The sequence below is a fragment of the Herbidospora solisilvae genome (assembly GCF_009901565.1).
Lineage (GTDB): Bacteria > Actinomycetota > Actinomycetes > Streptosporangiales > Streptosporangiaceae > Herbidospora > Herbidospora solisilvae.
The window spans coordinates 297860-322933 of the sequence record NZ_WXEW01000006.1 but is presented as its reverse complement, the minus strand read 5'-3'; the positions used below and the strand labels follow the sequence as shown (position 1 = coordinate 322933).

The 25074-nt window shown below is 73.2% G+C and carries 27 protein-coding genes and 1 pseudogene; 16 read left to right on the top strand and 12 right to left on the bottom strand.

Going from position 1 to position 25074, the window contains the following annotated elements; all coding sequences use genetic code 11:
- Positions 1-85 precede the first annotated feature (85 nt).
- From GT755_RS21520 to GT755_RS21510, 3 genes are all read right to left on the bottom strand, one after another.
- Positions 86-1732, bottom strand: a complete 1647-nt coding sequence (locus GT755_RS21520; RefSeq protein ID WP_161481461.1) for a solute symporter family protein — start codon at positions 1730-1732, stop codon at positions 86-88.
- Entirely contained in the window at positions 1729-2106 is a 378-nt protein-coding gene (locus GT755_RS21515; protein WP_063765536.1) for a DUF485 domain-containing protein, read from the bottom strand. The genes GT755_RS21520 and GT755_RS21515 overlap by 4 nt, the downstream gene beginning before the upstream one ends.
- Before the next feature lie 83 nt (positions 2107-2189).
- Entirely contained in the window at positions 2190-3419 is a 1230-nt protein-coding gene (locus GT755_RS21510) for an amidohydrolase family protein (protein WP_161481459.1), read from the bottom strand.
- A 91-nt stretch (positions 3420-3510) separates the two neighbouring features.
- Here GT755_RS21510 and GT755_RS21505 point away from each other — a divergent pair, with 91 nt between their 5' ends.
- From GT755_RS21505 to GT755_RS21495, 3 genes are read left to right on the top strand one after another with little or no spacing between them, the layout of a single operon-like run.
- Positions 3511-3831, top strand: coding sequence for a YciI family protein (locus GT755_RS21505; protein WP_161481458.1), 321 nt, complete (start codon positions 3511-3513; stop codon positions 3829-3831).
- Positions 3831-4157: a YciI family protein gene (locus GT755_RS21500; RefSeq protein WP_161481457.1), complete on the top strand. Its 327-nt coding sequence runs from the start codon at positions 3831-3833 to the stop codon at positions 4155-4157. The genes GT755_RS21505 and GT755_RS21500 overlap by 1 nt, the downstream gene beginning before the upstream one ends.
- 5 nt (positions 4158-4162) lie before the next feature.
- On the top strand, positions 4163-5386 hold the full coding sequence (locus GT755_RS21495; RefSeq protein WP_161481456.1) for an RNA polymerase sigma factor: 1224 nt from the start codon (positions 4163-4165) through the stop codon (positions 5384-5386).
- Here GT755_RS21495 and GT755_RS21490 read toward each other — a convergent pair.
- Entirely contained in the window at positions 5383-6246 is an 864-nt protein-coding gene (locus GT755_RS21490) for an NAD(+)/NADH kinase (protein ID WP_235967006.1), read from the bottom strand. The genes GT755_RS21495 and GT755_RS21490 overlap by 4 nt on opposite strands.
- 77 nt (positions 6247-6323) lie before the next feature.
- Here GT755_RS21490 and GT755_RS21485 point away from each other — a divergent pair, with 77 nt between their 5' ends.
- Genes GT755_RS21485 through GT755_RS21475 form a run of 3 tightly spaced genes read left to right on the top strand, consistent with a single transcriptional unit; the run spans position 6324 to position 11879 of the window.
- Complete coding sequence (locus GT755_RS21485) at positions 6324-8822, top strand: type 2 lanthipeptide synthetase LanM family protein (protein ID WP_161481455.1); 2499 nt, start codon at positions 6324-6326, stop codon at positions 8820-8822.
- Positions 8819-9019 carry a hypothetical protein gene (locus GT755_RS21480; RefSeq protein WP_161481454.1) on the top strand — a complete coding sequence of 67 codons (201 nt, stop codon included), beginning with the start codon at positions 8819-8821 and terminating at the stop codon, positions 9017-9019. The genes GT755_RS21485 and GT755_RS21480 overlap by 4 nt, the downstream gene beginning before the upstream one ends.
- A 1-nt stretch (position 9020) precedes the next feature.
- Positions 9021-11879 (top strand): helix-turn-helix transcriptional regulator, encoded by a 2859-nt coding sequence (locus GT755_RS21475; protein WP_161481453.1) that lies wholly within the window; start codon positions 9021-9023, stop codon positions 11877-11879.
- Here the strand turns inward: GT755_RS21475 and GT755_RS21470 are convergent.
- From GT755_RS21470 to GT755_RS21445, 6 genes are read right to left on the bottom strand one after another with little or no spacing between them, the layout of a single operon-like run.
- Positions 11876-12031: a hypothetical protein gene (locus tag GT755_RS21470; protein WP_156045245.1), complete on the bottom strand. Its 156-nt coding sequence runs from the start codon at positions 12029-12031 to the stop codon at positions 11876-11878. The genes GT755_RS21475 and GT755_RS21470 overlap by 4 nt on opposite strands.
- A gap of 18 nt (positions 12032-12049) precedes the next feature.
- A complete protein-coding gene (locus tag GT755_RS21465) occupies positions 12050-12202 on the bottom strand; it encodes a hypothetical protein (RefSeq protein ID WP_161481452.1) in 153 nt (50 codons plus the stop codon).
- A 13-nt stretch (positions 12203-12215) separates the two neighbouring features.
- On the bottom strand, positions 12216-12365 hold the full coding sequence (locus GT755_RS21460) for a hypothetical protein (protein ID WP_156045242.1): 150 nt from the start codon (positions 12363-12365) through the stop codon (positions 12216-12218).
- Positions 12366-12381: 16 nt separating this feature from the next.
- Positions 12382-12531: a hypothetical protein gene (locus tag GT755_RS21455; protein WP_161481451.1), complete on the bottom strand. Its 150-nt coding sequence runs from the start codon at positions 12529-12531 to the stop codon at positions 12382-12384.
- 22 nt (positions 12532-12553) lie between these two features.
- Positions 12554-12694 carry a hypothetical protein gene (locus GT755_RS21450; RefSeq protein ID WP_161481450.1) on the bottom strand — a complete coding sequence of 47 codons (141 nt, stop codon included), beginning with the start codon at positions 12692-12694 and terminating at the stop codon, positions 12554-12556.
- A 10-nt stretch (positions 12695-12704) separates the two neighbouring features.
- Positions 12705-12845 (bottom strand): hypothetical protein, encoded by a 141-nt coding sequence (locus GT755_RS21445; protein WP_161481449.1) that lies wholly within the window; start codon positions 12843-12845, stop codon positions 12705-12707.
- Between the two features lie 199 nt (positions 12846-13044).
- Between GT755_RS21445 and lxmK the strand changes: the two genes are divergently transcribed.
- The 6 genes from lxmK to GT755_RS39825 are packed head-to-tail and all read left to right on the top strand — an operon-like array spanning position 13045 to position 20268.
- A complete protein-coding gene (lxmK, locus tag GT755_RS21440; RefSeq protein WP_161481448.1) occupies positions 13045-14151 on the top strand; it encodes a class V lanthionine synthetase subunit LxmK in 1107 nt (368 codons plus the stop codon).
- A 2-nt stretch (positions 14152-14153) separates the two neighbouring features.
- Positions 14154-15125 (top strand): T3SS effector HopA1 family protein, encoded by a 972-nt coding sequence (locus GT755_RS21435; RefSeq protein ID WP_161481447.1) that lies wholly within the window; start codon positions 14154-14156, stop codon positions 15123-15125.
- Entirely contained in the window at positions 15122-16141 is a 1020-nt protein-coding gene (locus tag GT755_RS21430) for an LLM class flavin-dependent oxidoreductase (RefSeq protein WP_161481446.1), read from the top strand. The genes GT755_RS21435 and GT755_RS21430 overlap by 4 nt, the downstream gene beginning before the upstream one ends.
- Positions 16098-17834, top strand: a complete 1737-nt coding sequence (locus tag GT755_RS21425) for an ABC transporter ATP-binding protein (protein ID WP_161481445.1) — start codon at positions 16098-16100, stop codon at positions 17832-17834. Before GT755_RS21430 ends, GT755_RS21425 begins: the two co-directional genes overlap by 44 nt.
- Complete coding sequence (locus GT755_RS21420) at positions 17834-19015, top strand: M16 family metallopeptidase (RefSeq protein ID WP_161481444.1); 1182 nt, start codon at positions 17834-17836, stop codon at positions 19013-19015. Before GT755_RS21425 ends, GT755_RS21420 begins: the two co-directional genes overlap by 1 nt.
- Positions 19003-20268 (top strand): M16 family metallopeptidase, encoded by a 1266-nt coding sequence (locus GT755_RS39825; protein WP_161481443.1) that lies wholly within the window; start codon positions 19003-19005, stop codon positions 20266-20268. Before GT755_RS21420 ends, GT755_RS39825 begins: the two co-directional genes overlap by 13 nt.
- Positions 20269-20301: 33 nt before the next feature.
- On the opposite strand, the pseudogene GT755_RS39820 reads toward GT755_RS39825, so the two are convergent.
- A pseudogene (locus tag GT755_RS39820) lies at positions 20302-20697 on the bottom strand (helix-turn-helix transcriptional regulator); the annotation flags it as partial.
- 1647 nt (positions 20698-22344) lie between these two features.
- On the opposite strand from GT755_RS39820, the gene GT755_RS21405 reads away from it, so the two are divergent.
- Positions 22345-22962 carry a nucleoside/nucleotide kinase family protein gene (locus tag GT755_RS21405; protein ID WP_161481442.1) on the top strand — a complete coding sequence of 206 codons (618 nt, stop codon included), beginning with the start codon at positions 22345-22347 and terminating at the stop codon, positions 22960-22962.
- Complete coding sequence (locus GT755_RS21400) at positions 22959-23417, top strand: peroxiredoxin (protein WP_161481441.1); 459 nt, start codon at positions 22959-22961, stop codon at positions 23415-23417. Before GT755_RS21405 ends, GT755_RS21400 begins: the two co-directional genes overlap by 4 nt.
- On the opposite strand, the gene GT755_RS21395 is transcribed toward GT755_RS21400, so the two are convergent.
- On the bottom strand, positions 23401-23844 hold the full coding sequence (locus tag GT755_RS21395) for a hypothetical protein (protein ID WP_161481440.1): 444 nt from the start codon (positions 23842-23844) through the stop codon (positions 23401-23403). The two genes, GT755_RS21400 and GT755_RS21395, sit on opposite strands and share 17 nt — an antisense overlap.
- 18 nt (positions 23845-23862) lie before the next feature.
- On the opposite strand from GT755_RS21395, the gene GT755_RS21390 reads away from it, so the two are divergent.
- A complete protein-coding gene (locus GT755_RS21390; protein WP_161481439.1) occupies positions 23863-24477 on the top strand; it encodes a DUF998 domain-containing protein in 615 nt (204 codons plus the stop codon).
- 84 nt (positions 24478-24561) lie between these two features.
- A complete protein-coding gene (locus GT755_RS21385; RefSeq protein ID WP_161481438.1) occupies positions 24562-25071 on the top strand; it encodes a hypothetical protein in 510 nt (169 codons plus the stop codon).
- The last annotated feature ends 3 nt before the right edge of the window (positions 25072-25074 follow it).

Genomic DNA, 25074 nt, shown 5'->3' with positions numbered 1-25074 from the left:
GAACGCCTTCGGCCCGAGCACACTCACCTCGGGCCGGAGGCCGTGGCGGGCGAACACCTCGTCGCGGAACCCCCATGCCGCCACGCTAACGAGCACCACCGACATTCTTCGTCGGCTGGCCGTGGGCCCCGGCGCCGGTGAGGGCGCGCACCGACAGTTCCGAGTAGCGGCCCGGGTCGGACTTCTCCCGGCTCAGGAGGGTTCCGGCGACCGCGCACAGGAACGCGAACGGGATCGACACCAGGCCGGGGTTCTCCAGCGGGAACACGTGGAAGTCGACCGGCGAGGGCAGCAGCGAACGCGGGCCGCCCGACACCACCGGTGACAGCGCCACCAGGACGATCGAGCCCAGCAGGCCGCCGTAGACGCCGCAGACCACCCCGGTCGAGTTGAAGCGCCGCCAGAACAACGACAACACGATCGCGGGCAGGTTCGCCGAGGCGGCCATCGCGAAGGCCAGCGCCACCAGGAACGCCACGTTCATGTCGCGCACCAGCACGGCCAGGAACACGGCGAACACCCCGATGACGAACGCCGAGAAGCGGGCAACCGCGACCTCCTGCGACTCCTTCGGCTTGCCGAACATCAGCACGTGCCCGAAGAAGTCGTGGGCCAGCGAGGTCGACGACGCCAGCACCAGGCCCGACACCACGGCCAGGATGGTCGCGAACGCCACCGCGCCGATGAACGCGAGAAGGATCTCGCCGCCGACCGGGCCGGCGACCGACGCGCCGACCGCCTGCGCCAGTTGCAGCGCGGCGGTGTTGCCCGACGGGTCCTGCGCGGTGATGGCCTCCTGGCCGACCAGCGCGGTCGCCCCGAATCCGAGCGCGAGGGTCATCAGGTAGAAGGCGCCGACCAGGCCGATCGCCCAGTTCACCGACGTGCGGGCGGCGCGGGCGTCGGGCACGGTGAAGAACCGGCCGACGATGTGCGGGAGCCCGGCGGTGCCGAGCACCAGCGCGACCGCCAGGCTGGCGAAGTCGAGTTTGCCGACGATGCCGTCGGCGTCCTTGGCGTAGCGCTGGCCGGGGTTGAGGAACTGGCCGGGCCGGCCGCTGCGGGCGTCGGCCGCGCCCAGCATCTCGCTCAGGTTGAAGCCGAACCGGCTGAGCACCAGGACGGTCAGCGCGGTGGTGCCGGCCATCAGCAGCACGGCCTTGATGATCTGCACCCAGGTGGTGCCCTTCATGCCGCCGTAGCTGACGTAGAAGATCATCATCATGCCGACGACGAGGATCGTGATGACCTGCGCGGCCTCCGGCGAGATGCCCATGAACGTCTCGCCGGGATGGATGCCGAGCAGCAGCGACACCAGCGCGCCCGCGCCGACCATCTGGGCGACCAGGTAGAACACCGAGACGGTCACCGTCGAGACGGCGGCGGCGGTGCGCACCATCGGCCGTCTGCCCACCCGGTAGGAGAGCACGTCGGCCATGGTGAACCGGCCCGCGTTGCGCATCAGCTCGACCAGCAGCAGCGTCAGCAGCCACGCCACCAGGAAGCCGATCGAGTAGAGGAACCCGTCGTAGCCCGACAACGCGATGATGCCGGCGATGCCGAGGAACGACGCCGCCGACATGTAGTCGCCGGCGAGGGCCAGGCCGTTCTGCGCGCCCGAGAACGCCCGGCCGCCGGCGTAGAAGTCGTCGGTGCCCCTGGTGTTGACGCGGGCCCAGACCGTCACCCCGAGTGTGATCACGATGAAGACGGCGAACAGCCCGATGGTCATCGGCGGGTCCAGTTCTCGATGCGGTGGCGCTCGGCCAGGATGCGGCGTTCCCGTTCGCGTTCGGCCTGGCGCTGGCCGGCCTCGTCGCGCAGCTCGGCCGACAGCGGGTCGAGCTTGCGCCGGGCGTACCGGGTGTAGCGCCAGGCCAGCACGAACGTCGAGACGAACTGCAGCACCCCGAGCAGCAGCGCGACGTTGACGTTGCCGATCGCGGGCAGGGCCATGAAGTCGCGGGCGAACGCCGACAGGGCGATGTAGAGGAAATACCAGCCCAGGAACGCTCCAACGATCGTCAGCGCCAGTCGCCGGAACCGTGCTTTGAGCAGGCGGAACCGCTCGTCGGTCGCCAGCCCGGCCAGGTCGTCCGCCTGCACGGGGCCTCCATCAGGGGAAAGGTCTCTTGCGGTGACCGTCCGTACACGCGTCACTCCGCACCGAGACCTCACCATAAAGGGGGTTACGCCGATTTTCCGGGGAACGCGGGAAAGTGGGTCGCGGACTTCGTCGAGGCGACCACCCGGCCGCCCACGACGACGTGCCGGGGCGGGTTGTGGCGGGTCAGCGCCTCCCTGATCGTCGTGCCGTCGAGGACGACGAAGTCGGCCGCCGCGCCCTCCTTCAGGCCCTCCGGGTCCCGGCCGATCACCTGGGCGGCGGTGGTGGTGATCATGTCGTACAGGTCGTCGAGGCGGCTCGGGCCCAGGACGTGCGCGGCCAGGAAGGCGACCTCCAGCAGGTTGTGGCGGCCGAAGGGGTAGTAGGCGTCCTCGATGTCGTCCTGGCCCAGCGCGACCGGGACCCCGGCGTCGGTCAGCGGGAAGACGGGCAGGTGCAGCGGGCCGGTGTGGGGATCGCTGACCAGGCCGAGGCCCGCCTTGGTGATCAGTGCGGTCAGCCGGCGCAGGTAGGGCTCGGGGTAGAGGGCCATCGCGCGGGCGTGCTGGGCGCTCGCCCGGCCGGTCATGTCCTGGGCGAGGAGTTCGGCGGCGAGGGTCTCGGTGGTGCGCAGGCCGGGGTCGCCCGCGTCGTCCACGAGCATCGCGACCCTCTTCCCGGTGCGTCGCGCCAGCGCCACCATGCGCCGCACGTGCTCGGCGGCGTCGGCGTCGGTGAACTCGATCCACGGGATGCCGCCGACCACGTCGGCGCCCAGGTCGACCGCCCGCTCGACGAGCTCCTCGGTGCCGGGGGCCTTCAGCAGGCCGTCTTGGGGGAAGGCGACGACCCGGACGTCCACGAACTCCCGGAACTCCTCCTTGAGCGCGAGCAGCGCCCGCACGCCGGTCAGCCCGGCCACCGGGTCGACGTCGGCGAACGCCTGCACCGCCCGCACCCCGTGGCGGACCGACTCGACCAGGGCCGAGCGGGCGCGCTCGGTGACGGCCTCCTCGGTCTGGTGGGTCTTCACGGCCGAGGCGCCGTCGATGGCGTCCATGGCCGCGCCCATGGTGCCCTTCGTGTACGCCGCCAGCGGCCCCTCGCCCGCCAGGTCGAGCGTGTGGACCTTGCAGAGGTGGAGGTGGGCGTCGACGAAGGGCTCGGTGACCAGGTTGCCCTCGGCGTCGAGCGAGGGGGTGGCGGGGGTCGGGCCGGAGTCGGGGCGGATCGAGGTGACGCGGCCCCGCTCGGCGGTCAGCGACCACCGGCCGGAGCGGCCGCGAAGGGCGGCGTTGTGCACGGTGAGCATGCGGAATATTTTCTTGGCTCCGGTGTCCATCTGAAGAGGGCCCGTTCGTCGTCATCCCGTCAGACCACAAGAACCGAGGAGCGTTGGCTCGATGAAATACATGCTCTTGATCTACAGCGGCGGCGCGGCGGGCGACTTCGAGGCCTGGATGGACTACGACAAGTCGGTCAAGGAGGCCGGCGTCTACGTCTCCGGCGAGTCCCTCACCGACGTCGCCCAGGCCACCACCGTCCGCGTCGACGGCGCCGAGCGGGTCGTGACCGACGGCCCGTTCGCCGAGACCCGGGAGGTGCTCGGCGGCTACTACGTGCTCGACGTCCCCGACAAGGAGGCCGCCCTCGACTGGGCGGCCCGCTGCCCCGGCTCGTGGGAGGGCGGCGCGATCGTGCTGCGGGAATGCGAGGTGTACTGATGAAGTACCTGCTGCTGATCCACGGCGCGAGCGACGCCTGCACGCTCCAGGAGTGGGCCGACTACGACAAGTCGCTGCGCGACGCCGGCATCCACGTCGACGGCAACCCCCTGGGGGAGCCGTCGTTGTCGACCACCGTCCACATCACCGACGGCGGCGAGAAGGTCGTCACCGACGGCCCCTACGCCGAGGCCCGTGAGGTGCTCGGCGGCTACTACATCATCGACGTGCCCGACCTCGACGCCGCCACCGACTGGGCGGCCCGCTGTCCCGGCGCCCGATACGGCGGCTCGATGGTGGTGCGGCCGATCATCGAGTACACCTGACGTCCATGACCGGCGACGTCAACGCGTCGGTCGAGGCGATCTTCCGTGAGGAGCGCGGCCGGCTGCTGGCCGCGCTCGTCCGGCGGTTCGGCGACCTCGACCTGGCCGAAGAGGTGACCTCCGAGGCGATCGAGGCGGCCCTGCTCCACTGGCCCGCCGACGGTGTCCCGGCCAGCCCGGGGGCCTGGCTGATGACCACCGCCCGCCGCCGCGCCGTCGACCGGCTCCGCCGCGACAAGACCTACGCCGCCCGGCTGGCCCTGCTCCAGGTCGAGGCCGACCGGAGCGGGCCGCCGGTCTTCGAGGGCGCCCTGCCCGACGAGCGGCTGCGCCTGTTCTTCACCTGCGCCCACCCCGCTCTCCCGGAGGCCGACCGGGGCGCGCTCACGCTGCGCTACCTGGCCGGGCTGACGACGGCCGAGGTGGCGCGGGCCTATCTGGTGCCGGTGGAGACCATGGCCAAACGCCTGGTCAGGGCCAAGAAGAAGATCAGCGTGGCGCGCATCCCGTTCCGCGTGCCGGAACCCCACGAGCTGCCCTCGCGGCTGCCCGGCGTGCTCCAGGCGATCTACTCGATCTTCACCGAGGGCTACGCCGCCAGCGCCGGCCCCGACCTCGTCCGCCACGACCTGGCCGAGGAGGCGCTGCGCCTGGCCCGCATCCTGCACCGCCTGCTGCCGGGCGAACGCGAGGTCACCGGCCTGCTGGCGCTGCTGCTGCTCACCCACGCCCGCCGCGCCGCCCGCACCGGCCCCGACGGCGGGCTGGTCCTCCTCGAAGACCAGGACCGCTCCCTGTGGGACCGCGCCATGATCGACGAAGGCGAGCCCCTGGTCGTCACCGCCCTGACCGGCGGCCCGCCCGGCCCCTACGGCGTGCAGGCGGCCATCGCCGCGCTGCACGACGAGGAGCCCACCGACTGGCCCCAGATCGTCGGCCTGTACGACGTCCTCCGGTCGCTGACCCCCTCGCCGGTGGTCGACCTGAACCGCGCGGTCGCCGTGGCCATGCGCGACGGCCCTGAGGCGGGCCTGGCCCTGCTCGACGCCCTGGCCGGGGAGCCCCGGCTGCGCAGCCTGCACGTCTACCCGGCCGCCCGGGGCGAGCTGCTGCGCCGGCTGGGCCGTCCGGCCGAGGCGGCGGAGGCGTTCCGCGCGGCCCTGGAGCTGGTCGGCAGCGAGCCGGAACGCCGCCACCTGCTGGCCCGCCTCGACGAGGTGACCGGCTAGTCGACCTCGGCGCTCCCGTTGACGCGCAGCTTCCGCCGGGCCCGCTCGTAGAAGGACGTCGACCCCAGCCGCACCACCCGCGCCGCCGCCCGGACCGCCGTGACGGTGATCCGGTGCCCGGGAGACAGGTGCCCGGCGATCGTCCCGTCGACCTCGACCGCGATGTGGCCGCTGGTCGGCAGCACCTCCAGCGTCACCTCCTCGTCGGCCGACAACACCAGCGCCCGGTTGAACGTCGAGTGGGCCGCCGCCGGCACCACGAGGAACCCCTCGACGTTGGGCGAGACGATCGGCCCCCCGGCCGAGAAGCTGTAGGCCGTCGACCCGGTCGAGGTAGCCACGATCACCGCGTCGGCCGCCAGCCGGACGAACGGATGCCCCGCCACCGACACCGCCACGGCCGCCATCCCGTCGCCGGGGTGCCGGACCAGCGCGATGTCGTTGAACGCCAGCACCTCGCCGTCGTCGGGCAGCAGCGTCCGGACGGCCATCCGCGCCTCGACGAAGTGCTCATGGGCGTCGATGGCCGTCAGCGCCGGAGGCAGCTCCTCGACGTCGATCTCGGCGAGGAAGCCCAGCTTGCCCAGGTTGACCCCGAGGACCGGCGTCGGCAGCCCCGCGATCAGCCGCATCGCCCGCAACATGGTCCCGTCGCCGCCGAGGCTGACCATCAGGTCGGACCGCGCGGCCAGCTCGGCGGGCCCGACGGGCAGGGCGCTGCAGTCGATCCGCCCGACCTCCTCGGGCAGCCCGACCACCGTCACGCCCCGTCCGCGAGCCCACTCGATGATCGTGTCGATGGCCTCTTTCGAGTCGCGGCGCGGATGCAGGACCAGCCCGACCGTGTTCACCATGCCCATCCGCCCACTGTAGATCGCCCATTTCCGTACCTGTTCGCCCCCCTTATCGGGAACTCCAGGTCGACATAATCGCGGGCGTGACCCACCCCTTCGCCACCGTCGTCGAACCCGTCGCCCGCCGTGCCGCCGAGCGCCTGGTGGCCGCCCACCCCGGGATGGCCGCGTTCGCCGAGGCCTTCGCGGCCGACCTGGTGGGCCGGTTGTCGGAGCGGGCCGCGCCGGGGCTGGCCGTACGGCTGGCCGAGGCCAGGTCCCGGGGGGAGTTGTCCGGGGCGACTCCGGAGGAGAGGTACGCCGACTTCGCCAGGCGGGAGGCGCGTGCGCCGGATCCGGCCGTCGCCGGCCTGGCCGACCTGGCGTTACGCCACGCGACGGAGCTGCTGGACCGGCTCGGGCAGGACGAGGCGGCCGTGCGCGGCCTGCTGCCCGCGGACGCGGGGGCACCGGTCGGGTTCTCGGCCGCGGGTGATCCGCATGCCGGAGGACGGCCGGTGTCGGTGGTGCGCTTCGCCTCGGGCGCCCGGGTCGTCTACCGGCCGCGACCGGTCGAGGCGCATCTGTGCCTGAACGCCGTGATCGGCTGGCTGAACGGCCGGGTGCCCGGCCTGGGGCTGCGGACGTTGCGGGTCGTCGCCCGCGAGGGCCATGGCTGGGTCGAGTTCGCCGAGGCGCGGCCCTGTGCGTCCGCGGCGGAGGTGGCGCGGTTCTATCGCCGGATGGGGGCGCTGCTCGCGTTGGCGTACACGCTGGACACGATCGACCTCCACTTCGAGAACGTCGTCGCGGCCGGGGACCAGCCCGTCGTGGTCGACGCCGAGACGCTGTTCCATCCGGTGCTGGGAGGAGACCTGGCCGATCCGGCCCACGACGCGCTGGTGCGTTCGGTCGACGCGACCGCGATCCTGCCCCGGCCGCTGATCGGCGACCAGGGGGTCCAGGACGTCTCGGCGCTGGGCGGCGAGCCCGGCGTGCACGCCTTCTCGGGGATCGGGTGGGAGGACCGCGACACCGATCTCATGCGGCCGGTGCGGGGGCCGCTTCCGTTCGCGGGGGCCGCCAACCGTCCCCGGCTGGACGGGCGGCCCGCCGACCCCGCCGCGTACGCGGACGACCTGCTCGACGGCTTCCGCGCGGCCTATGACGCCGTCGCCGAGGGTCGGCGGGACCTGGACCGGTTGTTGTTCCCCCGGTTCGGCCCCATGCGGGTGCGACTGCTCCTGCGGCCCACCCGAATCTATTCCGAGCTGTTATGGCGATCGGCCCTCGACGACTCGGGCGAGCGCACACATGCCCTGCTCATGGAGCTGTCGGGGCACGATTCCCTCCAGACGGCGGCGGTGCCGTTCGAGGTCCAGGACATAAATTCCTGCGATGTCCCTTATTTCTGGACATCACCTGACTCCTCTACGATCTACGCTGGGGACGGCACGGGGGTGCCGTGGCAGTCGGCCCGTACGGGCCGTGAATCGGTGGCCGAGAAGCTGACGGGGCTGGGGCCTGCCGACCGGGGCAAGCAGGAGTGGATCATTCGCGCGTCACTGGCAACGCGGGCGGGGGCCCCGAGCCATGACCCGAAAGGGGTCGATGGCGATCCGCCACGCCCTGACCAGCCGGACGGACACCGCGCCGGTTACCTGGCGGCGGCCGTCGCGATCGCCGATGAGTTGCTCGCCACCGCGCACCGCCGGGGTGCGGCCGTCAACTGGCTGGGGCTGGAGGCCGTCGACGGCGACCGGCTCGCCGTCATGCCCCTGGGCGGAGGGCTGGCCTCCGGGTATCTCGGGGTGGCGTTGTTCCTGGCCCAGGCCGGCACGGTCACCGGGCGCGGCGACCTCCTGGAGACCGCGCGGCAGGCCGTCTCCCCGCTGCCCGCGCTGCTCGACCACCTTGCCGCCGAGCCGTCGCTGGCCGAGATCGTGGGGTGCGGCGGGTTCGGCGGGCTGGGGGGAATGGCGTACGGCCTGACCCAGATCGGGCGCCTGCTCGGGGACGCGGAGGTGCTCGCGTGGTCCGGCCGGGCGGTCGAGCTGGCCGGGGCGACGATCTCCGAGCGGAGCGCCCTCGACGTGCACGACGGGCTGGCCGGGTGCCTGGCGGCGATGCTCGCCATCGGGGCGGAGCCGGTCGCGGCGGCCTGCGCCGACCTGCTGACCGGCCGTGACCTGCCGCCGGACCTGCCCGAGGGGTTCGCGTTCGGGCGGGCCGGCATCGCCTGGGCGCTCGGCCGGTACGGGCTCGACGTCCCGATCGGCCCCGTGGAGGCCCACACCTGGTGCGGCGGGTTGCCGGCCCGCCGGACGGCCCCTCCGCATGTGCTCCTGCCCGACGACAGCCTGTGCCACGGACGCGTGGGCAGGCTCGACGTCCCCGAACTCCAGGAACGCGAGGGCCCGTCGGTGCTCGCGTCCCTGCGCCGCCATGGAGCACGGTGTGCCACCCCCGGCCACGTCTCCACGCCCGGCCTGCTTCTCGGGCTGGCCGGGATCGGGCACGGTCTGCTCAGGCTGGCCGCGCCCGAGCAGATTCCATCGGTGCTGTTGCTGCACCCTTTTCGAGAGGTGACGAAGAGCAGATGAACACTGAGCAGAATCCGGTGCTCGCGGCCGGCGCGCGGCTGGCGAACGTCAGGCCGGTGACCCGGGCGCTCGTGCTGGCGGGGCTGACCGCCGGGGCGACCCTGATCCTGAAGTCGCCGGACACCGCCGCGGGCGCGACCGTCGCGCTCGGACTGGAGGGCGACCCCGTCAACCCCGTCTCGGTGTCGCACAAGTAACGTGCCCAGGTCGCCGGTCCTGATCGGGCGGGAGCCCGAGAAAGCGCTGTTCGACAGGTGCCTGAAGCAGGTCGGGGACGGTCACGGGAGAACCGTCTTCCTGGTCGGCGATCCCGGCATGGGGAAGTCCCGGTTGACGTCGGAGGTGCTCCGGCAGGCCGGTGACCTGGGGCTGGTCAGCCTGCGCGGGCGGGGAAGCGCGGTCAGCGCGGACATTCCGTTCAAGCCGCTGAGTGAGGCCCTGTTCTCGCTCGCCCGCTCGCGCAGGCCGCCCGACGACCCGCTGCTGCGGCCCTACCTGCCGGCGTTGACGACGCTGGTGCCCGAGTGGCGGGAGGAGGGAGGCGCGCAGCGGCTGGAGTCGGCGGTCATCCTCGCCGAGGCCGTGTTGCGGCTGCTCATCGTTCTCGGACGGGAGTCGCGCGGCGGCGTGCTGGTGCTGGAAGACCTGCACGACGCCGACCCGGGCACGCTGGGCGTGGTCGAGTACCTGGCCGACAACCTGGCCGGCGTGCCGGCGCTGCTCCTGGTGAACCTGCGCGGGCACGCCGGTCCGGCGCGGAAGCTGGCCGACGACTGCGCCCGCCGCCAGGTGGCGGACGTCGCCGAGTTGCCGCCGCTGTCGCCCGGCGAGACCCGCCGGCTCGTCGCGGCCTGCCGGGGACGTCCGGACGAGTTGCCGGCCGAGGTGCTGGACCGGCTCGTGGCCGACACCGAGGGCGTGCCCTACCTGGTCGAGGAGTTCGTCGACGCCCTGGACGACGACCCGGGCGCACGCGGGATCGCGGCGCGTCTGGCGACGCTCGTACCGGCCGCCCACGAGCTGCTGCTCACCGGGGCGGTGTTCGGGAACCGGTTCCCGGTGCCGGTCATCAAGGACGTCTCCGGCCTGGACGACCGGGAGACCGAGGCGATTCTGCGGGCGGCCACCACGGCGCGGCTCGTCGTGCCCGACGAACCGGCCGGCGAGTGGTACGCCTTCCGCCACGCCCTGACCGCCGAGGCCCTGTCGGCGGAGCTGATCCCGGCGGAGCGGGCCCGGCTGGCCCGCCAGGCCGCCCGGTCGGTCGAACGCCTGCATCCCGGGCTCCCGGGCGAGTGGCTCCAGATCGCCGCGAGCCTGCGCCTGACGGCCGGGGAGGTCCACACCGCCGGGGCGCTGCTGGCCGAAGCGGGCGAACGTTACCTCAACGGCGGCGCCGCCGACGTCGCGGCGACCCTGCTCGAACGGGCCGACCGGCTCCAGGAGGGCGGGCCCGCCGAGCGCCGGGCCCACACGCTGCGGCGGCTGCTGCACGCGCTGACCGAGGGCGGCCGGGCCGACCGGGCGCTTGAGCTGGTCCGCGAGGGCTTGTCGGACGACCTGTCGATGGGCCTGTGGCAGGAGATCGACCTGCGCACCAAACTGGCCTGGGTCGCCGCCGAGATCGGCGAGCTGCCCGCCGGGCGCGTCCACGTGGCGGCCGTGCGGCGGTTGCTGGAGAGCCTGCCCGACGAGGCGCGCGGCGCCGCGATCGACGTGATCGAGGCGCAGTTGTTGTTCCCCGACCACGGCGTCAACGAGGCCGGGCCGGCCGAGATGGCCGCCGCCGAGGCGCTGTCGCGACGGGCCGCCGAGGTGGCCGAGCGGATCCCGCTGCCCGAGGTGGCCTGCCAGGCGTGGGAGCGGCTGGCCATGCTCACGAGGGTGCACGGGTTCGGCGAGCCCGACCGGTGCCTGACCCGGATGATGGCCATCGCCGAGGTGCACGGGCTGAGCCTGTGGCGGTTGCGGGCGATGTACCGGCTGGCGGCCAACCACAACATGCGTACCGGGGAGAGCGAGCCGCTTGAGGAGGTGCTGCGGGCGGCCACCCAGGCGGGCGCGATCAGCCTGGTCCACAGCGCGGAGGCGTCCCTGGTCATGACGCGGGTGTTGCGGGCGGAGTACAAGAGCGCCGCCGAGACCGCCGCCGCCTGCGTCGAGACCACGATCCGGCTGGGGCACACGGCGTACACGCAGTACCTGCTGATGGCGCAGGCGACGCTGGCCGCCCACCAGGGGCGGCGCGACGCCATGGAGCACGCCCTGGCCGAATTCCGCAGGTGGGGCGGCGAGCAGAGCCTGCACACCCCCGTCGTGTACGGCCTCTGCCAGGCGTTCTGCGCCCTGCTGGAGGAGGACCGCGAACAGGCGGCGGAGTTGCTCGAAAGGGCTCGCGCGTGGGAGGACGACCATCCCACGCTCTACTACATGACGGGCCGCTACGGCCTGGCCGTGCTGCTGGGCGCGCTGGCCGGCGAGCTCACCCTGGACGACTGGGCGGCCGTGCACGCGCGCCCGGCCGCCGAACTGCGGTGGAACCGGCACTTCCTGCTGCTCGCCCGCGCGGTGCTGCTGGGCAGGCGAGGGGAGCACGCGGCGGCCGGCCGGACGATGGCGGAGGCGCGGGCGGCCGGGGAGCCGTTTCCGCAGGCGGCGCACCTGGGAGCCCGGCTGGTCGCGGAGGCCGCGCTGGCCGACGGGTGGGGCGAGCCGGTGGTGTGGTTGCGGGCGGCCGAGGACCACTTCCACGAGGCGGGCGTGACGGCGGTGACGGCGGCCTGCCGGACGTTGCTGCGGCAGGCGGGGGCGGCGGTGTCGTACCGTCGGGCCGGGCGGGAGGGGGTGCCCGGCGAACTGCGCAACCTCGGCGTGACCGTTCGTGAGCACCAGGTTCTGCTGTTGCTCGCGGAGCGGCTCGGCAACGTCGAGATCGGCCGACGGTTGTTCATCTCACCGCGGACGGTGGAGAAGCACGTGGCCAGCCTGCTGGCCAAGACCGGGCTCCCCAACCGGGCGGCGCTGGGGGAACACGCCGCGGTGCTGCGCGATTCCTAGTAGGACCAGGAGTAGGACCAGGAGACGGTGAGGGTCCAGGTGACCGTCACGGTCGCGCTGATCGATTCGGCGTCGCGGCTCGCGATCTGCCGTTCGTGCAGGATCGCCTCGGTGGAGGCGTAGTTGGCGTATCCGGCGATGAGGTCGTTCATGTGCGTGTTTCCCTTCGGTCAGAGGGTCGAGGTCCAGGACAACGTGACGGAGTTCGGCGCGGTGACGCTGAAGATGGTCGGGTAGTAACCCGCTTCGAGGCCGGAGAGCTGCTCCCGCAGGAGGGCCTCGGTCGAGGCGTAGTTGGCGTAACCGGCGACGAGCTCGTGCATCGGGACCTCCGGGTCAGAGACTGATCGTGACCGTGATGGTCAGCGAGATGGTGATGGTGAGCGTGAACAGGCCCGTCTCGGGCTCACGGGCGGCGAGCTGCCGCTCCTGGAGGATGGCCTCGGTGGAGGCGTAGTTGGCGTAACCGGCGATGAGGTCGTTCATTTCCCGTTTCCTTTTGTCAGATGGAGAAGGAGATGGAATTGCTGTGGGTGAAGCTGAAGGTGACCGAGAAGAACAGACCCGCTTCGAGGACGCGCCCGGCGGCCTGTTCCTGGAGGATCGCCTCGGTGGAGGCGTAATTCGCGTAGCCGGCGATCAGCTCGGACATGGTCTTCCTTTTTCAGCGCGGTTCAGTAGGACGTGGTGGGGGTGACGCTCATGGTGACCGTGAACCAGAGGGTCCACTCGGTCCAGTGACCGGCCTCGGAGTGTTCCTGGAGGAGCGACTCGGTGCTGGCGTAGTTGGCGTATCCCGCGATCAGCTCGGACATGGCGCGCTCCTCAGATCCAGATCGAGGTGGTCGTCGTGGAGAGCGTGACGGTGTACGACGTGATCGGCCACCACTCGGCGGTCGTGTTCTCGCTGAGGACCGATTCGGTGCTGGCGTAGTTCGCGTATCCCGCGATCAGTTCGCCGGGCATGAGATCTCCTTTCGTCGGAAGAAAGGAAACAGGGCCGCCGATCCCGGCGGAATGACGAGAATCTGCGCGCCCTCGTCACCGGGTTTCTGCCATTCGGGAACGCCGACCGGCAAGGATCTGCCAGGCAACTGCCATATGCCTGCTGCCGGTGCATATCTGGGATGTCGCGGGGCCTTTCCGCGTCCGTAGGTTTCGGCGCATGGACCTGAAAGAGGAAACACGGACGACCCGGCTGGTCGCGGCCCGGCCGGTGGCGCGTCCGGAGGAGTTCGTCCAGGCCGTCGCCTCGCTGAGCGGGGCCACGCCCGTCGTGGAGGGCATGCGCGGCTTCCTCGGCCGCAACGACAACTGGCTGGTGCCGACCGCCGAAGGGCCCGAGCTGTTCGTCAAGCGCCTGCGGGGGGACCGCGCGCACGCCGCCGCCCGGATGAACCGGGTGCTGGCCTTCCAGCGGCTGATCGCCGGCCACCCGACGGCCGAACTGCGGGTGCCCGAGTTCCACGGGGCCGACGCCGACGAGTGCCTGCTTGTCTTCGGGTACGTGCCGGACTCCCGCGCCGCCTCCGACCTGCTGGCTGCCGGGGAGCTCGACGTCGAACTGGCGTACCGGATGGGCCGGGTGCTGGGGGAGGTGCACTCCCTGCCGCGCGCCGAGGACGTGCCCGAGTCGGCCGACGACCGCCGGGCCAACGCCTTCTACGCGCTGAGCCCCGAGGACTACGCCAACTGCAGCGGCGGCGAGGTCGAGGCGTGGGCGCTGCTCCAGCACGACAGCGTGCTGGTCGAGGCGCTGGCCGCGCTGCACCGCGTCTCGGCCGCCGCGCCCGCCACCGTCACCCACGGCGACCTGCGCCTGGACCAGTTCCTGTGCTCGGGTGAGGACCTCTACGTGATCGACTGGGAGGAGTTCCGGCACCACGACCCGGCCCGGGACGTCGGCGGCTTCGCGGGCGAGTTCGTGCACCACGCGGTGGCGCGCATGTTCCGGGAGCTCGACCTGGACACGGGCCTGTCGCCGGGCGCCGCCCACGCGGCGATCGTCGCCGCGGGCGACCGGCACCTGTCGGCCGTGCGCGAGCACATCCGCCGCTTCTGGCAGGGCTACCGCGAGGTCGCCCGGCCGGACGACGGCCTGGCCGTGCGGGCCACCGGCTACATCGGGTGGCACTTCTTCGACCGGCTGCTCGCGGGCGCCGTGCACGGCGCGCGGCTCAGCGCGGTGGAGCGCGGCATGGCCGGGATCGGCCGCAACGCGCTCACGACGCCGGAGAAGTTCGCCCCCACCATCGGCCTTGGAGAGAACTGATCATGACCATCGCCCACCAGGGTCTCCTCGACCGGCTCGACCACCTGCTCGGCGACCTGCGCCTCGACCCGGACACTCATTCGGTGACCGTCGGGGACGAGACGGTCACCGGCGACAACCGCACCCGGCTGCGCCAGGACCTCGGGCCGGTGCTCTACCGCCGCTGGCACAGCGGCTCGGCCGCCAGGCCCGGCGAGTGGGACCCGCGCCGCGACTACGACTTCGAGGACCTCCTGCGGGAGGCCACCCCCCACCGCACCAGCCGCACCCCCGCGGTCGTGCGGTCGGCCCTGATCGACAGCCCGCTCGGCCGGCACGTGCTGTTCGACGTCGGACGGGTGCGCCTGCGGGTGCCCGGCGACGAGAGCCCGACGCCGCTGCCCGAGATCGGCACCCGCACCACGCTGGAGCTGCCCGCGATCAGGCCGACGCTCTCTCCGGGCTTCTTCCTGGTCAACGGCTCGGCGGGCGGTCACGAGACCGGCGGCCACATGCTGAGGCTCTACCTGCACGTCGACGAGCCGTCGATGGCCCCCGCCGTGTGGCACGCGGTGCTGAGCCGGTTGGAGGGCGCCGGGGCGACGTACCGGGCGAAGGTGCTGGCGAAGGCCGACCAGTATCCGCGGCGGGACGCGATCGTCGTCTACCTGACCGAGGAGTCGTGGCACGCCGTGGGCGGCGTCGTCGCGGCGGTGCGGAACCTGCCCGGCCTGAACCCGGCCCACTCGGTGATGACCAGCCCGATCGCCGACGGCGTCGCCTACGGCTGGGAGCCCCGCGACACCCGGCCCGGATGGGACCGCATGAGCCTGGGCCAGCACCGCACGATGGCGGTCGCCGACGGCGTGGCGCGGCACCTGTTCGACGGCCGCGACCTGGCCGAGGCCGTCGCCGAGGCGCTCGCCGACGCGAACGCCGACCCGCTCGCGCCGCACCGCAACGCCGACAGCCCGCTGGTGGAGGTGGCGTCGTGAGCTCGCGCAAGGTGTCGTTCATGTTCCCGCACCAGCCGACGGACCCCGAGACGATCGTCCCGTACGGGCGGCTGACCGAGGAGATCGGCGCGGCGCGGTTGTGGCTCGGGCAGTCGTTGCGGATCGAGTCCCACCCGGCGGTCGCCTACCTGGCCGGGACGGGCTGCCGGATCTCGATCGGCATGGCCGTCGGGCTGATCGTGCTGCGCCATCCCTATGACGCGGCGTTGCAGGCCCGGTCGCTGGCCCGGCTCATGCGGCGGCCGGTGGCGATCGGCTACGGCGCCGCCTACCCGCAGTACGTGACGCAGCTGCGCGGCGAACCGTACGCCAAACCGGCCGCGATCGTCGGCGAGTTCATCGACGTCGCCCGCAGGCTGGCCCGCAACGAGCACGTGCGGCACCGGGGCGAGCACTTCACCGTCGACGCCGCGCTGCCGCCGATGGACTGCCCGCCGGTGGAGATCGGCGCGGGGGTGCTGCGGCCCGCCATGGCCCGCGTCACCGGCCGCTGCGGCGACCTGGCGATGACGTGGCTGACGCCGCTCAAGTACATCGAGGACGTCGTCATGCCGGCCGTCGCGCAGGGCGCGGCCGGGGTGCAGCCGCCGCCGCGCATCGTCTCGGTCGTGCACGCGGCCGTCGCCCGGCCCGGCCGTTCGGCCAACCTGCTGGCCCAGTACGGCAGCATCAGCCACCTGTCGGCCCCCCACTACACCGACATGCTGCGCAAGGCCGGCCTCGACGTGGACGCTTCGGACCCGGTGTCGGGCGCCAGGGAACTCGTGCAGGCCGGGGTGTACGTCTACGGCGACCCCGACCACATCGCCGCCGAGATCGCCAAGTACCACGACCTGGGTGTGGACGAGGTCGTCGTCAACCCCAGCTCGGTCAACAACATGTACGGCCAGGAGGAGTGCATGCGCGACCTGCGCGAGATCTTCGCCGCCGTGCGCGCGAGGGGAGGGTCCGATGGCGGAGTCGCCGACACTCGGGTTGTTGTCCCGGTCGGTTAGGGCGCGGCGCGGCCGGCTGGCCGCCTCCGTCGTGCTCGCCCTGGTCTCGGCCGCGGCCGGGATCGTCACGCCGCTGCTGATCGCCCGCATCCTGGGCGTGATCGGCGGGGCGGGCGGCGACGTCGTCTGGCCGGTGGCGCAGCTCGTCGTGATCGTGCTGGCCGGGGCGTTCGCCGGAGGCTGGTCGTCCTACCTGCTGAGCGCGGCCGGGGAACGGGCCATCGAGGACGTGCGCCTGGCCGTGGTGCGCCGGGCGGTGCGGTTGCGGGTGCCGGTGATCCGGCGGATCGGCGTGGGCGAGGTCGTCTCCCGGATGGGGCCGGACGCCGCCCAGATGCGCGCGATCACCGACACGGGCGTCACGGTCATGCCGGTGTCGGCGGTGATGGTGACGGCGTACCTGATCGTGATGGGCATCCTCGACTGGGTGATGCTGGCCGTGACGGTCGGCACGTTCGTCGTGGCCGCGATCGCCATCAGGGCCTTCCTGGCGGGCATGCGCCGGGCCGCCGAGGCGCAGCAGGCCGCGCTCGGCCGGCTGGCCCAGGCCGCGCAGTCGGTGTTCACGATGGTGACGACGGTCAAGGCGTACCGGGCGGAGGACCGGGCCATCGCCCCGCTGGAGGACGAGATCGGTGAGGCGGCGGCGTCGGCGGTGCGCTCGGCGCGGGCCCAGGCGGCGATCAGCCCGCTGATGGGCCTGGGCCAGCAGGTCGCCATCATCGGCGTGCTGGCCGTGGGCGGGGTGCGGCTGGCCTCGGGCGCGCTGGAGACCACGGCGTTCATCGCCTTCCTGATGTACCTGTTCCAGCTCGTCAACCCGCTGATGGCGCTGGCGCAGGGCGCGGGCCGGATCGCCGTCGGCAAGGCGGCCGCGCGGCGGGTCGACGAGGTGCTCGGCGCGGAGACCGAACCGGCCGGGGCGGCGCGCACGCCCGAGGTGGCGCCGGGCGCGCCCGCGTTGCGGCTCTCGGACGTCGAGGTGTCGCTCGGCGGCAAGCCGGTGCTCGACCGGGTGTCGCTCGAGGTGCCGCGAACCGGGGTGCTCGCGATCGTCGGGCCGTCGGGGGCGGGCAAGTCGACCCTGCTCAACGTGGTCGAGGGCTTCGTCGAGACCGAGGCCGGACGGGTGGAGCTCCTCGGCGTGCCCCTCCAGGAGTGGCCGACCGCCGAGGTCCGCCGCCGGGTCGCCCTGGTCGAGCAGGGGTCGGCGATCCTGTCCATGAGCGTGCGCGAGAACCTGGCGCTGGGCCGGTCGGACAGCCCGTCCGACGACGAGTTGTGGTCCGCGCTGCGCGACGTCGGCCTGGAACAGGCCGTGCGCGCCCTGCCCGCCGGGCTCGACGCCGTGCTCGGCGCGGGCGACCAGATGTCCGGCGGCGAGGAGCAGCGCCTCTCCATCGCCCGCGCCCTGCTGATCGACGCCGAGGTCCTGCTGCTCGACGAACCGACCGCGCACATGGACGGCGTCAACGAACGGCGGCTCACCGACCTGCTCGCCGCCCTGGGCCGCGACCGGGCCGTGGTGATGGTCACCCACCGCCTCTCGACGGTCGCCGCGGCCGACACGATCGTGGTCGTCGACGCCGGGCGGGTCACCGCCGTGGGCGACCACGGGACGTTGTCGTCGGCCAGCCCCGCCTACCAGGCGTTCGTGCACGCCCAGGCGGCCCCCGACCCCGTGGGCGCGTGATGGACGGGCTGCTCACCCGCCGGCTGCCGGGCGGCGCCACCCTGGTCGTGCGGCCCGACCCGGGGCTCGGCTTCGTCGCGGTCAACGCCTGGCACGGCGCGGGCTCCCTGCACGACCCCGCCGGCAGGTCGGGCCTGGCCCACGTGGTCGAGCACGTCATGTCCGAGGGCGGCTCGGCGCACGCCACGACCGGCTACGAGTGCACCAACTATGTGGCGACCGGCCCGCCGGCGGCCCTCCCGGCGCTGCTGGCCGAGGCCGGCGACCGGGTGCGGCGCGGGCGGCGCGGCGTGCGCGAGGACGTGCTGGACGGGCACCGCCGGATCGTGCTGGAGGAGATCCGCGAACGCGACGAACCCGGCCGGTTCGGGTCGGGGCTGCGGCGCGGGTTGCGGTTGCTCTTCGGGCGCGACCACCCGGCGGGCCGCCCGCCGGTCGGCGACCCCGCCGAGGTCGCCGCCGTGACGCCCGACGACGTGGCCGCGTTCGTCGAGGCCCACTACGGCGCCGACCGGCTGGTCGTGTCGGTCGTCGGCGCGGCCGACCCCGACGCGGCCGTGGAGATCGCCGGGAACCACCTGGCCGGGTTGCCTTCGGGGCGGCCGGCCCCGCCGCCGGTCACCGGGGAGCCGCTGGGGGCGCGGGAGGACGTCGAGGAGGGCCAGCCGACGTCCATGGTGCGGCTGACCTTCGCCCTGCCGCCGGGTTCGGCCGCGGCCGAGGTGGTGATGGCGGCCCTGGCCAGTGCCCCGTGGTCGGTGCTCGGGTCGCGGCCCGGCCTGCTCGGCGCGCTCGGCCAGCACGCCCGGTGCGCGCTCGGGCCCGCGATCGGCCTGGTCAAGCTGTCGGCCCCGGCCTCGGCCGACCTGGCCGGGCTCGAACGGGACGTCGCCGCCCGCCTGGCCGCGGTGGCCCGGGACGGGCTGCCGCCCGACGTGCTGGCCGCCGCCAAGGCCCTGCGGATCAGGGAACAGCTGGGCGTCCTCGGGGCCGCCCGCACGCTCGCCGAGGAGTTGTGCCGGGAACACGCCTGGTCGGGCGACGCCGCCGGGGTCACCGCGCGCCTCGACGCCGTCCGCCGGGTCACCAACGCCGAGGTGGCCGCGCTGGCCGCCGGGCCGATGGCGCGGCCGTCGGTCGTCGCCTTCCACGCCGCCGGAGAACCCTCATGGATCCTGTGACCTGGCGCTTCCCGCAGCCGGAGACGTTCACGCTGGACAACGGCCTGCGGGTGCTGCTCGCCGACATGCCCGGACGGCACGTCGCCACCGCCGCCCTGTCGATCGGGCTGCCGACCACGGCGGTCGAACGCCCGGAGACCGAGGGGGTGGTGGCGGCGTACGCCGCGCTGCTCAACGCCGACGCGCCGCACCACCGCGACGGGACCGTCGGCGCCCTCGCCCTGGCGGGCGGGATGGTCACCACGCGGTGCGGGCACCGGGGCCCGATTGTCATGGGCGACTGCCCGGCCGCCGAACTGCCCCGGCTGTTCGAGGCGATGGCCGCGACGGTCCACCCCTTCACGCCGACGACCCGCTCGTTCGAGGCGCTGCGCCGCCAGGTCGTCGCCGAACGGGCCATGGAGTCCGACGACCCGATCGCGCTCGGCAACAAGCTCATCCACGAGTCGGTGCTCGCCCCCGGCTCCCGGTACGGCCGCCCGCTCGGCGGCACGGAGAAGGCCTGGCGGGCGCTGACCCTGGACGACGTCACGGCCGTCGTGCCCGGCGCCGCCCGGATGACCCTGATCGTGGCCGGGGACCTGGCCGGGACCGGCGCGGCCGACGCCGCCGCGAAGGCGTTCGACGGCGTGCCCGCCGGAGACGACCTGCCCCTCGCCGACGTTCCGCCGCTCCCGGCGGACCGGCCCGGACGGGCGCACCGGCCGGGCCGGGGCGGCCCCCAGACCCGGCTGGTGCTCGGCTGCTTCGCGGTCGACCGGCTCGACCCGCGCTGGCCGTCGGCCCGGGTCGCGGGCGAGCTGCTCGGCGGCGGCCCCGACTCGCTGCTCAACCGCGAACTGCGCGGCCGGATGGGGGCCAGCTACGGCATCGAGGCCCGTTTCATGCCGTTCTTCTCCGGCGGGGTGTTCGTCGTCAGCGGCTTCGTGGACGCCGCCCGCGCCCCGGCCGCGGCCGAGGCGATCACCCGGGTGTTAACGCGGTTCCGCGAAGGTGACGTCGACGGGGGGCTGGTCACGCGGGTCAGGGACCGCATGCTCGCCGCCGCGCCCGAACTGTACGAGTCGACCCTGGCCGTGACGCAGCAGTACGCGGAACTCCTCTCCTGCGGAATCGACCCCCCGGCGTACGTCGACCGGCACCTCGGGCTGATGGGCGCGCTGGACGCCGGCCGCGTCACCGCCGACTTCGCCTCGCTGGTCGACCCGGCCCTGCTGCACACCGTCGCCGTCGGCCGGTTCGAGACGGGCTGACCCGGCCTCCAGGTCGTGCACCCAGCGCGCGACCTGGACCCGGGAGGCGCAGTCGAGCTTGCGCATCACCTGGCGCAGGTGGTTGACCACCGTCCACTCGGAGATGCGCAACCGGCGGGCGATCTGCTTGTTCGTCAGGCCGGTCGCGACCAGCCCGGCGACCTCCGACTCGCGGGCGGTCAGCCGCGACCGTTCCCGCAACACCCGCGGGTCGACGCCGCCCTGGAGCACGGGCCGAGGGGCGGCTGGGTCGTCGCCGAACCGGCGCTGGAGGATCTCGCACAGCAGGTCGGCGAGGTCGACCCCCTCTCCCGCCGTCACCCAGCGGCGCACCGGCCGGACGCCGATCCGCCCGGCGAGCAGGGAAGCGGCCTCCACCGGACGCTCCGACTCGGCCGCGCAGGCCCGGCCGAGCGACCCGGCGACCATCGCCAGGTCGACGGCGCTCTGCTGGAGGTCGCGCTGGTGGCGTCCGTCGAGCACGGCGCTGATCGCCGACATGGCCGCCGCCGGGCCGAGGGGCAGCAGCTTGGCGAGGGCACGCTCGACGTACAGGCGGCCGTCGCCGGTGGCCAGGGCGGTGGCGGCGGCCGCGCGCCAGAGCAGCAACGACCCCGCGGCGTGGTCGTCCCCGCCGCACATCGCCTCGAACAGGGCGGTACGGCACTCGGCGTCGGCGTGGTCGAACCGGCGCAGCCGGACCAGGCAGGCGACGTACTCGCCGACCGACTCGCCCAGCCGGACCGCGTCACCCTGGTCGCGGGCGGTCCGCACGCAGGCGGCCAGCGCCTCCGGGTCGGGCCCGGCCTGCACGAGGGCCGCCAGCAGCGGCACGTCCGGATCGGTCTGCGGCAGCGCGTCGAAGCAGACGGCGGCGGCCTCCTGCTCCCCTCCGGCCGCGAACACCCGGACGGCCAGCCGCGACAACGTGTGCCGTTCGGCCGGGGTCGCGGGTGTGTACCTGCGGATGACCGGCAGCAGGTGCGGCAGCAGCCCGGCGACGCCGGAGGTGCGGGCCAGCAACGGCAGGGCGTCCCGCATGAGGGCGACGGCCTGGGCGTACCGGCCGCCGCCGACGAGTTCGGCGAGGGTGGCGTTGAGATTGCGACGTTCGTGGTCGAACTCGGCGAACACGGCCCGCTGGTTGTCGGTGAAGACGCCGGCGGCCAGCCGTGCGACCTGGCCGGACAGGTAGTCGGCCTGCGCCTGGCGGATCGCGTCGAGCGACACCTCCGGTCGCGCGGCGCACCAGCTCGCCGCCGGGAAGCCGCTCACTCGCAGGTGCCAGCGCCGGGGTTCGGCGCGCACCACCAGGCCACGCTCGACGAGCGAGGCGGTCAGCCCGCCGATGTCGCACCGAGGCAAGGAGTGGCGCAGCACGTTCTCGCTCGCTCCGCCCGGCAGGGCCAGGATCGAGGCCAGCACCACCATCTCGTCGCCGCTCAGGTCGTGGTGGCCGTGGGCGTCGCCGAGCAGCCCGGCCAGCCGGGTGCGCTGGTGGTCCTCGGCGACCGCGTCGCGCACGGCCGCCAGGCCGTAGCGGGCGACCAGCCCGGCCAGCAGGTCGACGTCGGCGGAGAGCCCGAACGAGGCCGCGCAGACCTGGCTCACCTGGGACAGGTCCTCGGCCGCGACGACGGCGGTCGGGTCGCGGCGGCGCAGGCACCGCAGGAAGTGCCGGACGACCTCGCTGTCGGGGCCGTGGCCGCGCAGGGGCCGCACCGGAAGCGAGAGCGGCCCGTCGTGCCGGCGGCGGGCCCGGGTGATCACCCGGAGGCCCGGCCGCGCGGGCAACCGGGCGGGATCGTCGCAGAGGTCGTCGCAGACGACGACGGACGGCTCTCCGGCGAGGTGCTCGCGGAGCCGGGCCAGCAACGCCGCGGTGCCGCTGCCGGGCGGCCCCGTCAGCACCAGCGGCCGGGGATCGGCGGAGGAGAGCCAGGCGCGCACGGTGTCCAGGACACCGGGGAACTGCGGAAGGTCGGCCGAATCGCTCACGTTCAGCAGTATTGGGGGGCGCTGCCCCCCGTACATGGGGGCACTGCCCCCATCTTGTCAGCAGGGCATGATGGTCTGGTGGGTGTACGTCCGGTCTCCGTCGAGGGACTCGTCACGGAACTGGCCGAGACGATCTCGGAACGGCCCGGCTGGGTGCGGGTGGCCGTCGACGGCGCCGACGCGGCCCGGCCGTGGGAACTGGCCGACAAGATCGCCGAGCGGCTGCGGGTCCGCCGCCACGTCCTCAGGGTGTCGGCCCGCGACTTCCTCAGAGCCGCCTCGCTCCGCTACGAGTTCGGCCGGCAGGACCCCGACTCCTACTACGACGGCTGGCTCGACGTGAAGGGCCTGACGCGGGAGGTCCTCCAGCCGCTCGAACCCGGCGGCACCGGCCGGGTCATCCCCTCGTTGTGGGACCCGGTCAGAGACCGGGCCACCCGCGCGCCCTACCAGGTGCTCCCGGAGAACGCCGTCGTCGTCCTCGACGGGCCGCTGCTCCTCGGGCAGGGGTTGCCGATCGACTTCTCGATCCATCTGAACCTGTCGAAGAAGGCGCTGGAACGGCGTACCGAGGAGAAATGGACGTTGCCCGCCTTCGACCGATACGCCGAGGAGGTCCGGCCGCAGGATTGGGCGGATGTGGTGGTGCGGGCAGATGATTCCCGACACCCCGCACTGGTAGAAAGTGACGCATGAAAATCGGTGAACTCGTCGCGGACTTCGCGCTTCCGGACGAGAACGGGGAGACCCGTCGCCTGAGCGAGTTCCTCAAGGAAGGGCCTGTGGTGCTCTTCTTCTATCCGGCGGCGATGACGTCCGGGTGCACCACCGAGACCTGTCACTTCCGTGACCTGGCCGCCGAATTCACATCCGTTGGAGCGGTCCGCGTCGGGATCAGCAAGGACAAGGTGAAACGGCAGAAGATGTTCGCCGAGGGCAACCGGCTCGACTTCCCCCTGCTGTCCGACGAGGAGGGTCTGGTCGCCAAGCAGATGGGGGTACGCCGTTCGGTCGCCGTCGGGCCGTTCGTCACCCGGCGGGTCACCTTCGTCATCGACACCGACTTCCGGGTCGTCGACGTGATCCACAACGAGGTCGTGATGACCGACCACGCCGACCGCGCCCTGAAGACCCTCAGGGATAGAGCCTGACCCGGTCGTCGACCTCGTGGTCGAATCCGCCCTCCAGGCCGACGTCGTGGGCGAGCGTGACCGTCCACTGTTCGTAGTACCACTCCAGGCTGTAACCGCTGAAGCGGAAGTTGGCCCGGTAGCGCGCCCGCTGGCCGGGGGCCAGGGTGAACAGGTCGACCGGCCGCCGGTCGCGGGGATGGGAGGCGGGCACGGGGGCCCGGGACACCCGGCCGCCGGGATGGATGCGCAGGCCGGCCACCGTCGCGGGCAGGGTCAGCTCCCGGAGCGTCTCGGCGCGTGGTGAGAGCGTCACGTCGTGGAAGACGGCGTCTCCCGTGCAGGCCGGCAGCGGCACCCGATCCGGCAGCGACCCCCGCAGCGTGGCCGCGGCCGCACCGCGACCGGCCTTGTCCCAGCGAGTCAGCACCCGCTGCACCACGAGCATGGTGGCATTTTAGAGAGCATGCGCGTTCCCGCCCAGGCCGGTCTCGGTGCCATCACCGTGGCCGCGGCCGCCATCCTGACCCTTGAGTTCTCCTCGGGCATCGACCTGGCCCGCCGGACGATCAGCGAACACCAGCTCGGCGAGCACGCCTGGTTGTTCGGCGTCTCGGTCGCCCTGATCGCGCTCGGGTCGCTGGGCATCGGGGCGACCCTGGTCGCGCAGCGCCGGGCCCGGCCGCTGGGGCTCGTGGCCCTGGCCGGGTGGAGCCTCGGGCTGCTGATCGTGGCGACCTTCCCCAAGCACGACTGGTCCGTCGGGCCGTCGTTCTCCGGGTCGGTCCACCGCGTCGGCAGTGTGGTGGCGTTCGTCTGCCTGCCGGTGGCCGTGCTGCTGCTGGCCCGGCCGTGGCGCGACCCGATGGCGAGGGTGGCGGCGGCGCTCGGGTTCGGGGCCGTGGTGTGGATCGCCGGGATCGCCATGGTCGGCTACACCGCCGCGCGCGACGGGATCCCCTGGTGGCGGGCCATGCCGGTCGGGCTCGGAGCGGTCGAGCGCGGGCTGGTGTTCACGGAGATCGCCGCGCTGGCGGCGTTGGGGATTTGGGCCGTCGCGCGGCAGGGGCGTACGGCATAAATGACCCTATTCCCTGCGGAACCCCGCTGATAGATTCCACGTTTGCAAGAGGGGGCGGCACAAATGCCGTAAAGGGGATAGAAGTTGCGCGATTTCCTGGACGCCGCATTAGGTTTCCCGGCTGTCCTGTTCAGCTTCGCGCTGATCGTCGTCATCGGGTTCTGGCTGCTCGTGGCCTTCGGCGTGGTCGACCTCGACGGTCTGCCCGCGGGCGAGGTCTCGGGGTTCGTGGCCGCCGGCTGGTTCGCCGCGCTGGCCGGATCCGTGGTGTTGCCCGCGCTCGGCTGGGTGGTCCTGGCCGCCGCGCTCGTTCTGGGCCTCGGGGCCGCGTTCCTGGTACGCCGCCTCACGCCCGCGCCCGAGAAGGTGCCCTCACGGCACGACTTCGTCGGGCGGATCTGCGTCATCAGGACCCAGTCGGTCTCCACCGACTTCGGTCAGGCCGAGATCCGCGCCGTCGACGGCTCGACCTCGGTCATCCAGGTGCGCCAGACCGGCGCCGACGTCTTCCGCGCGGGCGGGGCCGCGCTGATCTTCCAATATGACGCGGAAGGCGAGTTCTTCTGGGTCATGCCTTACGAAGGGGGCCTGTAGTTC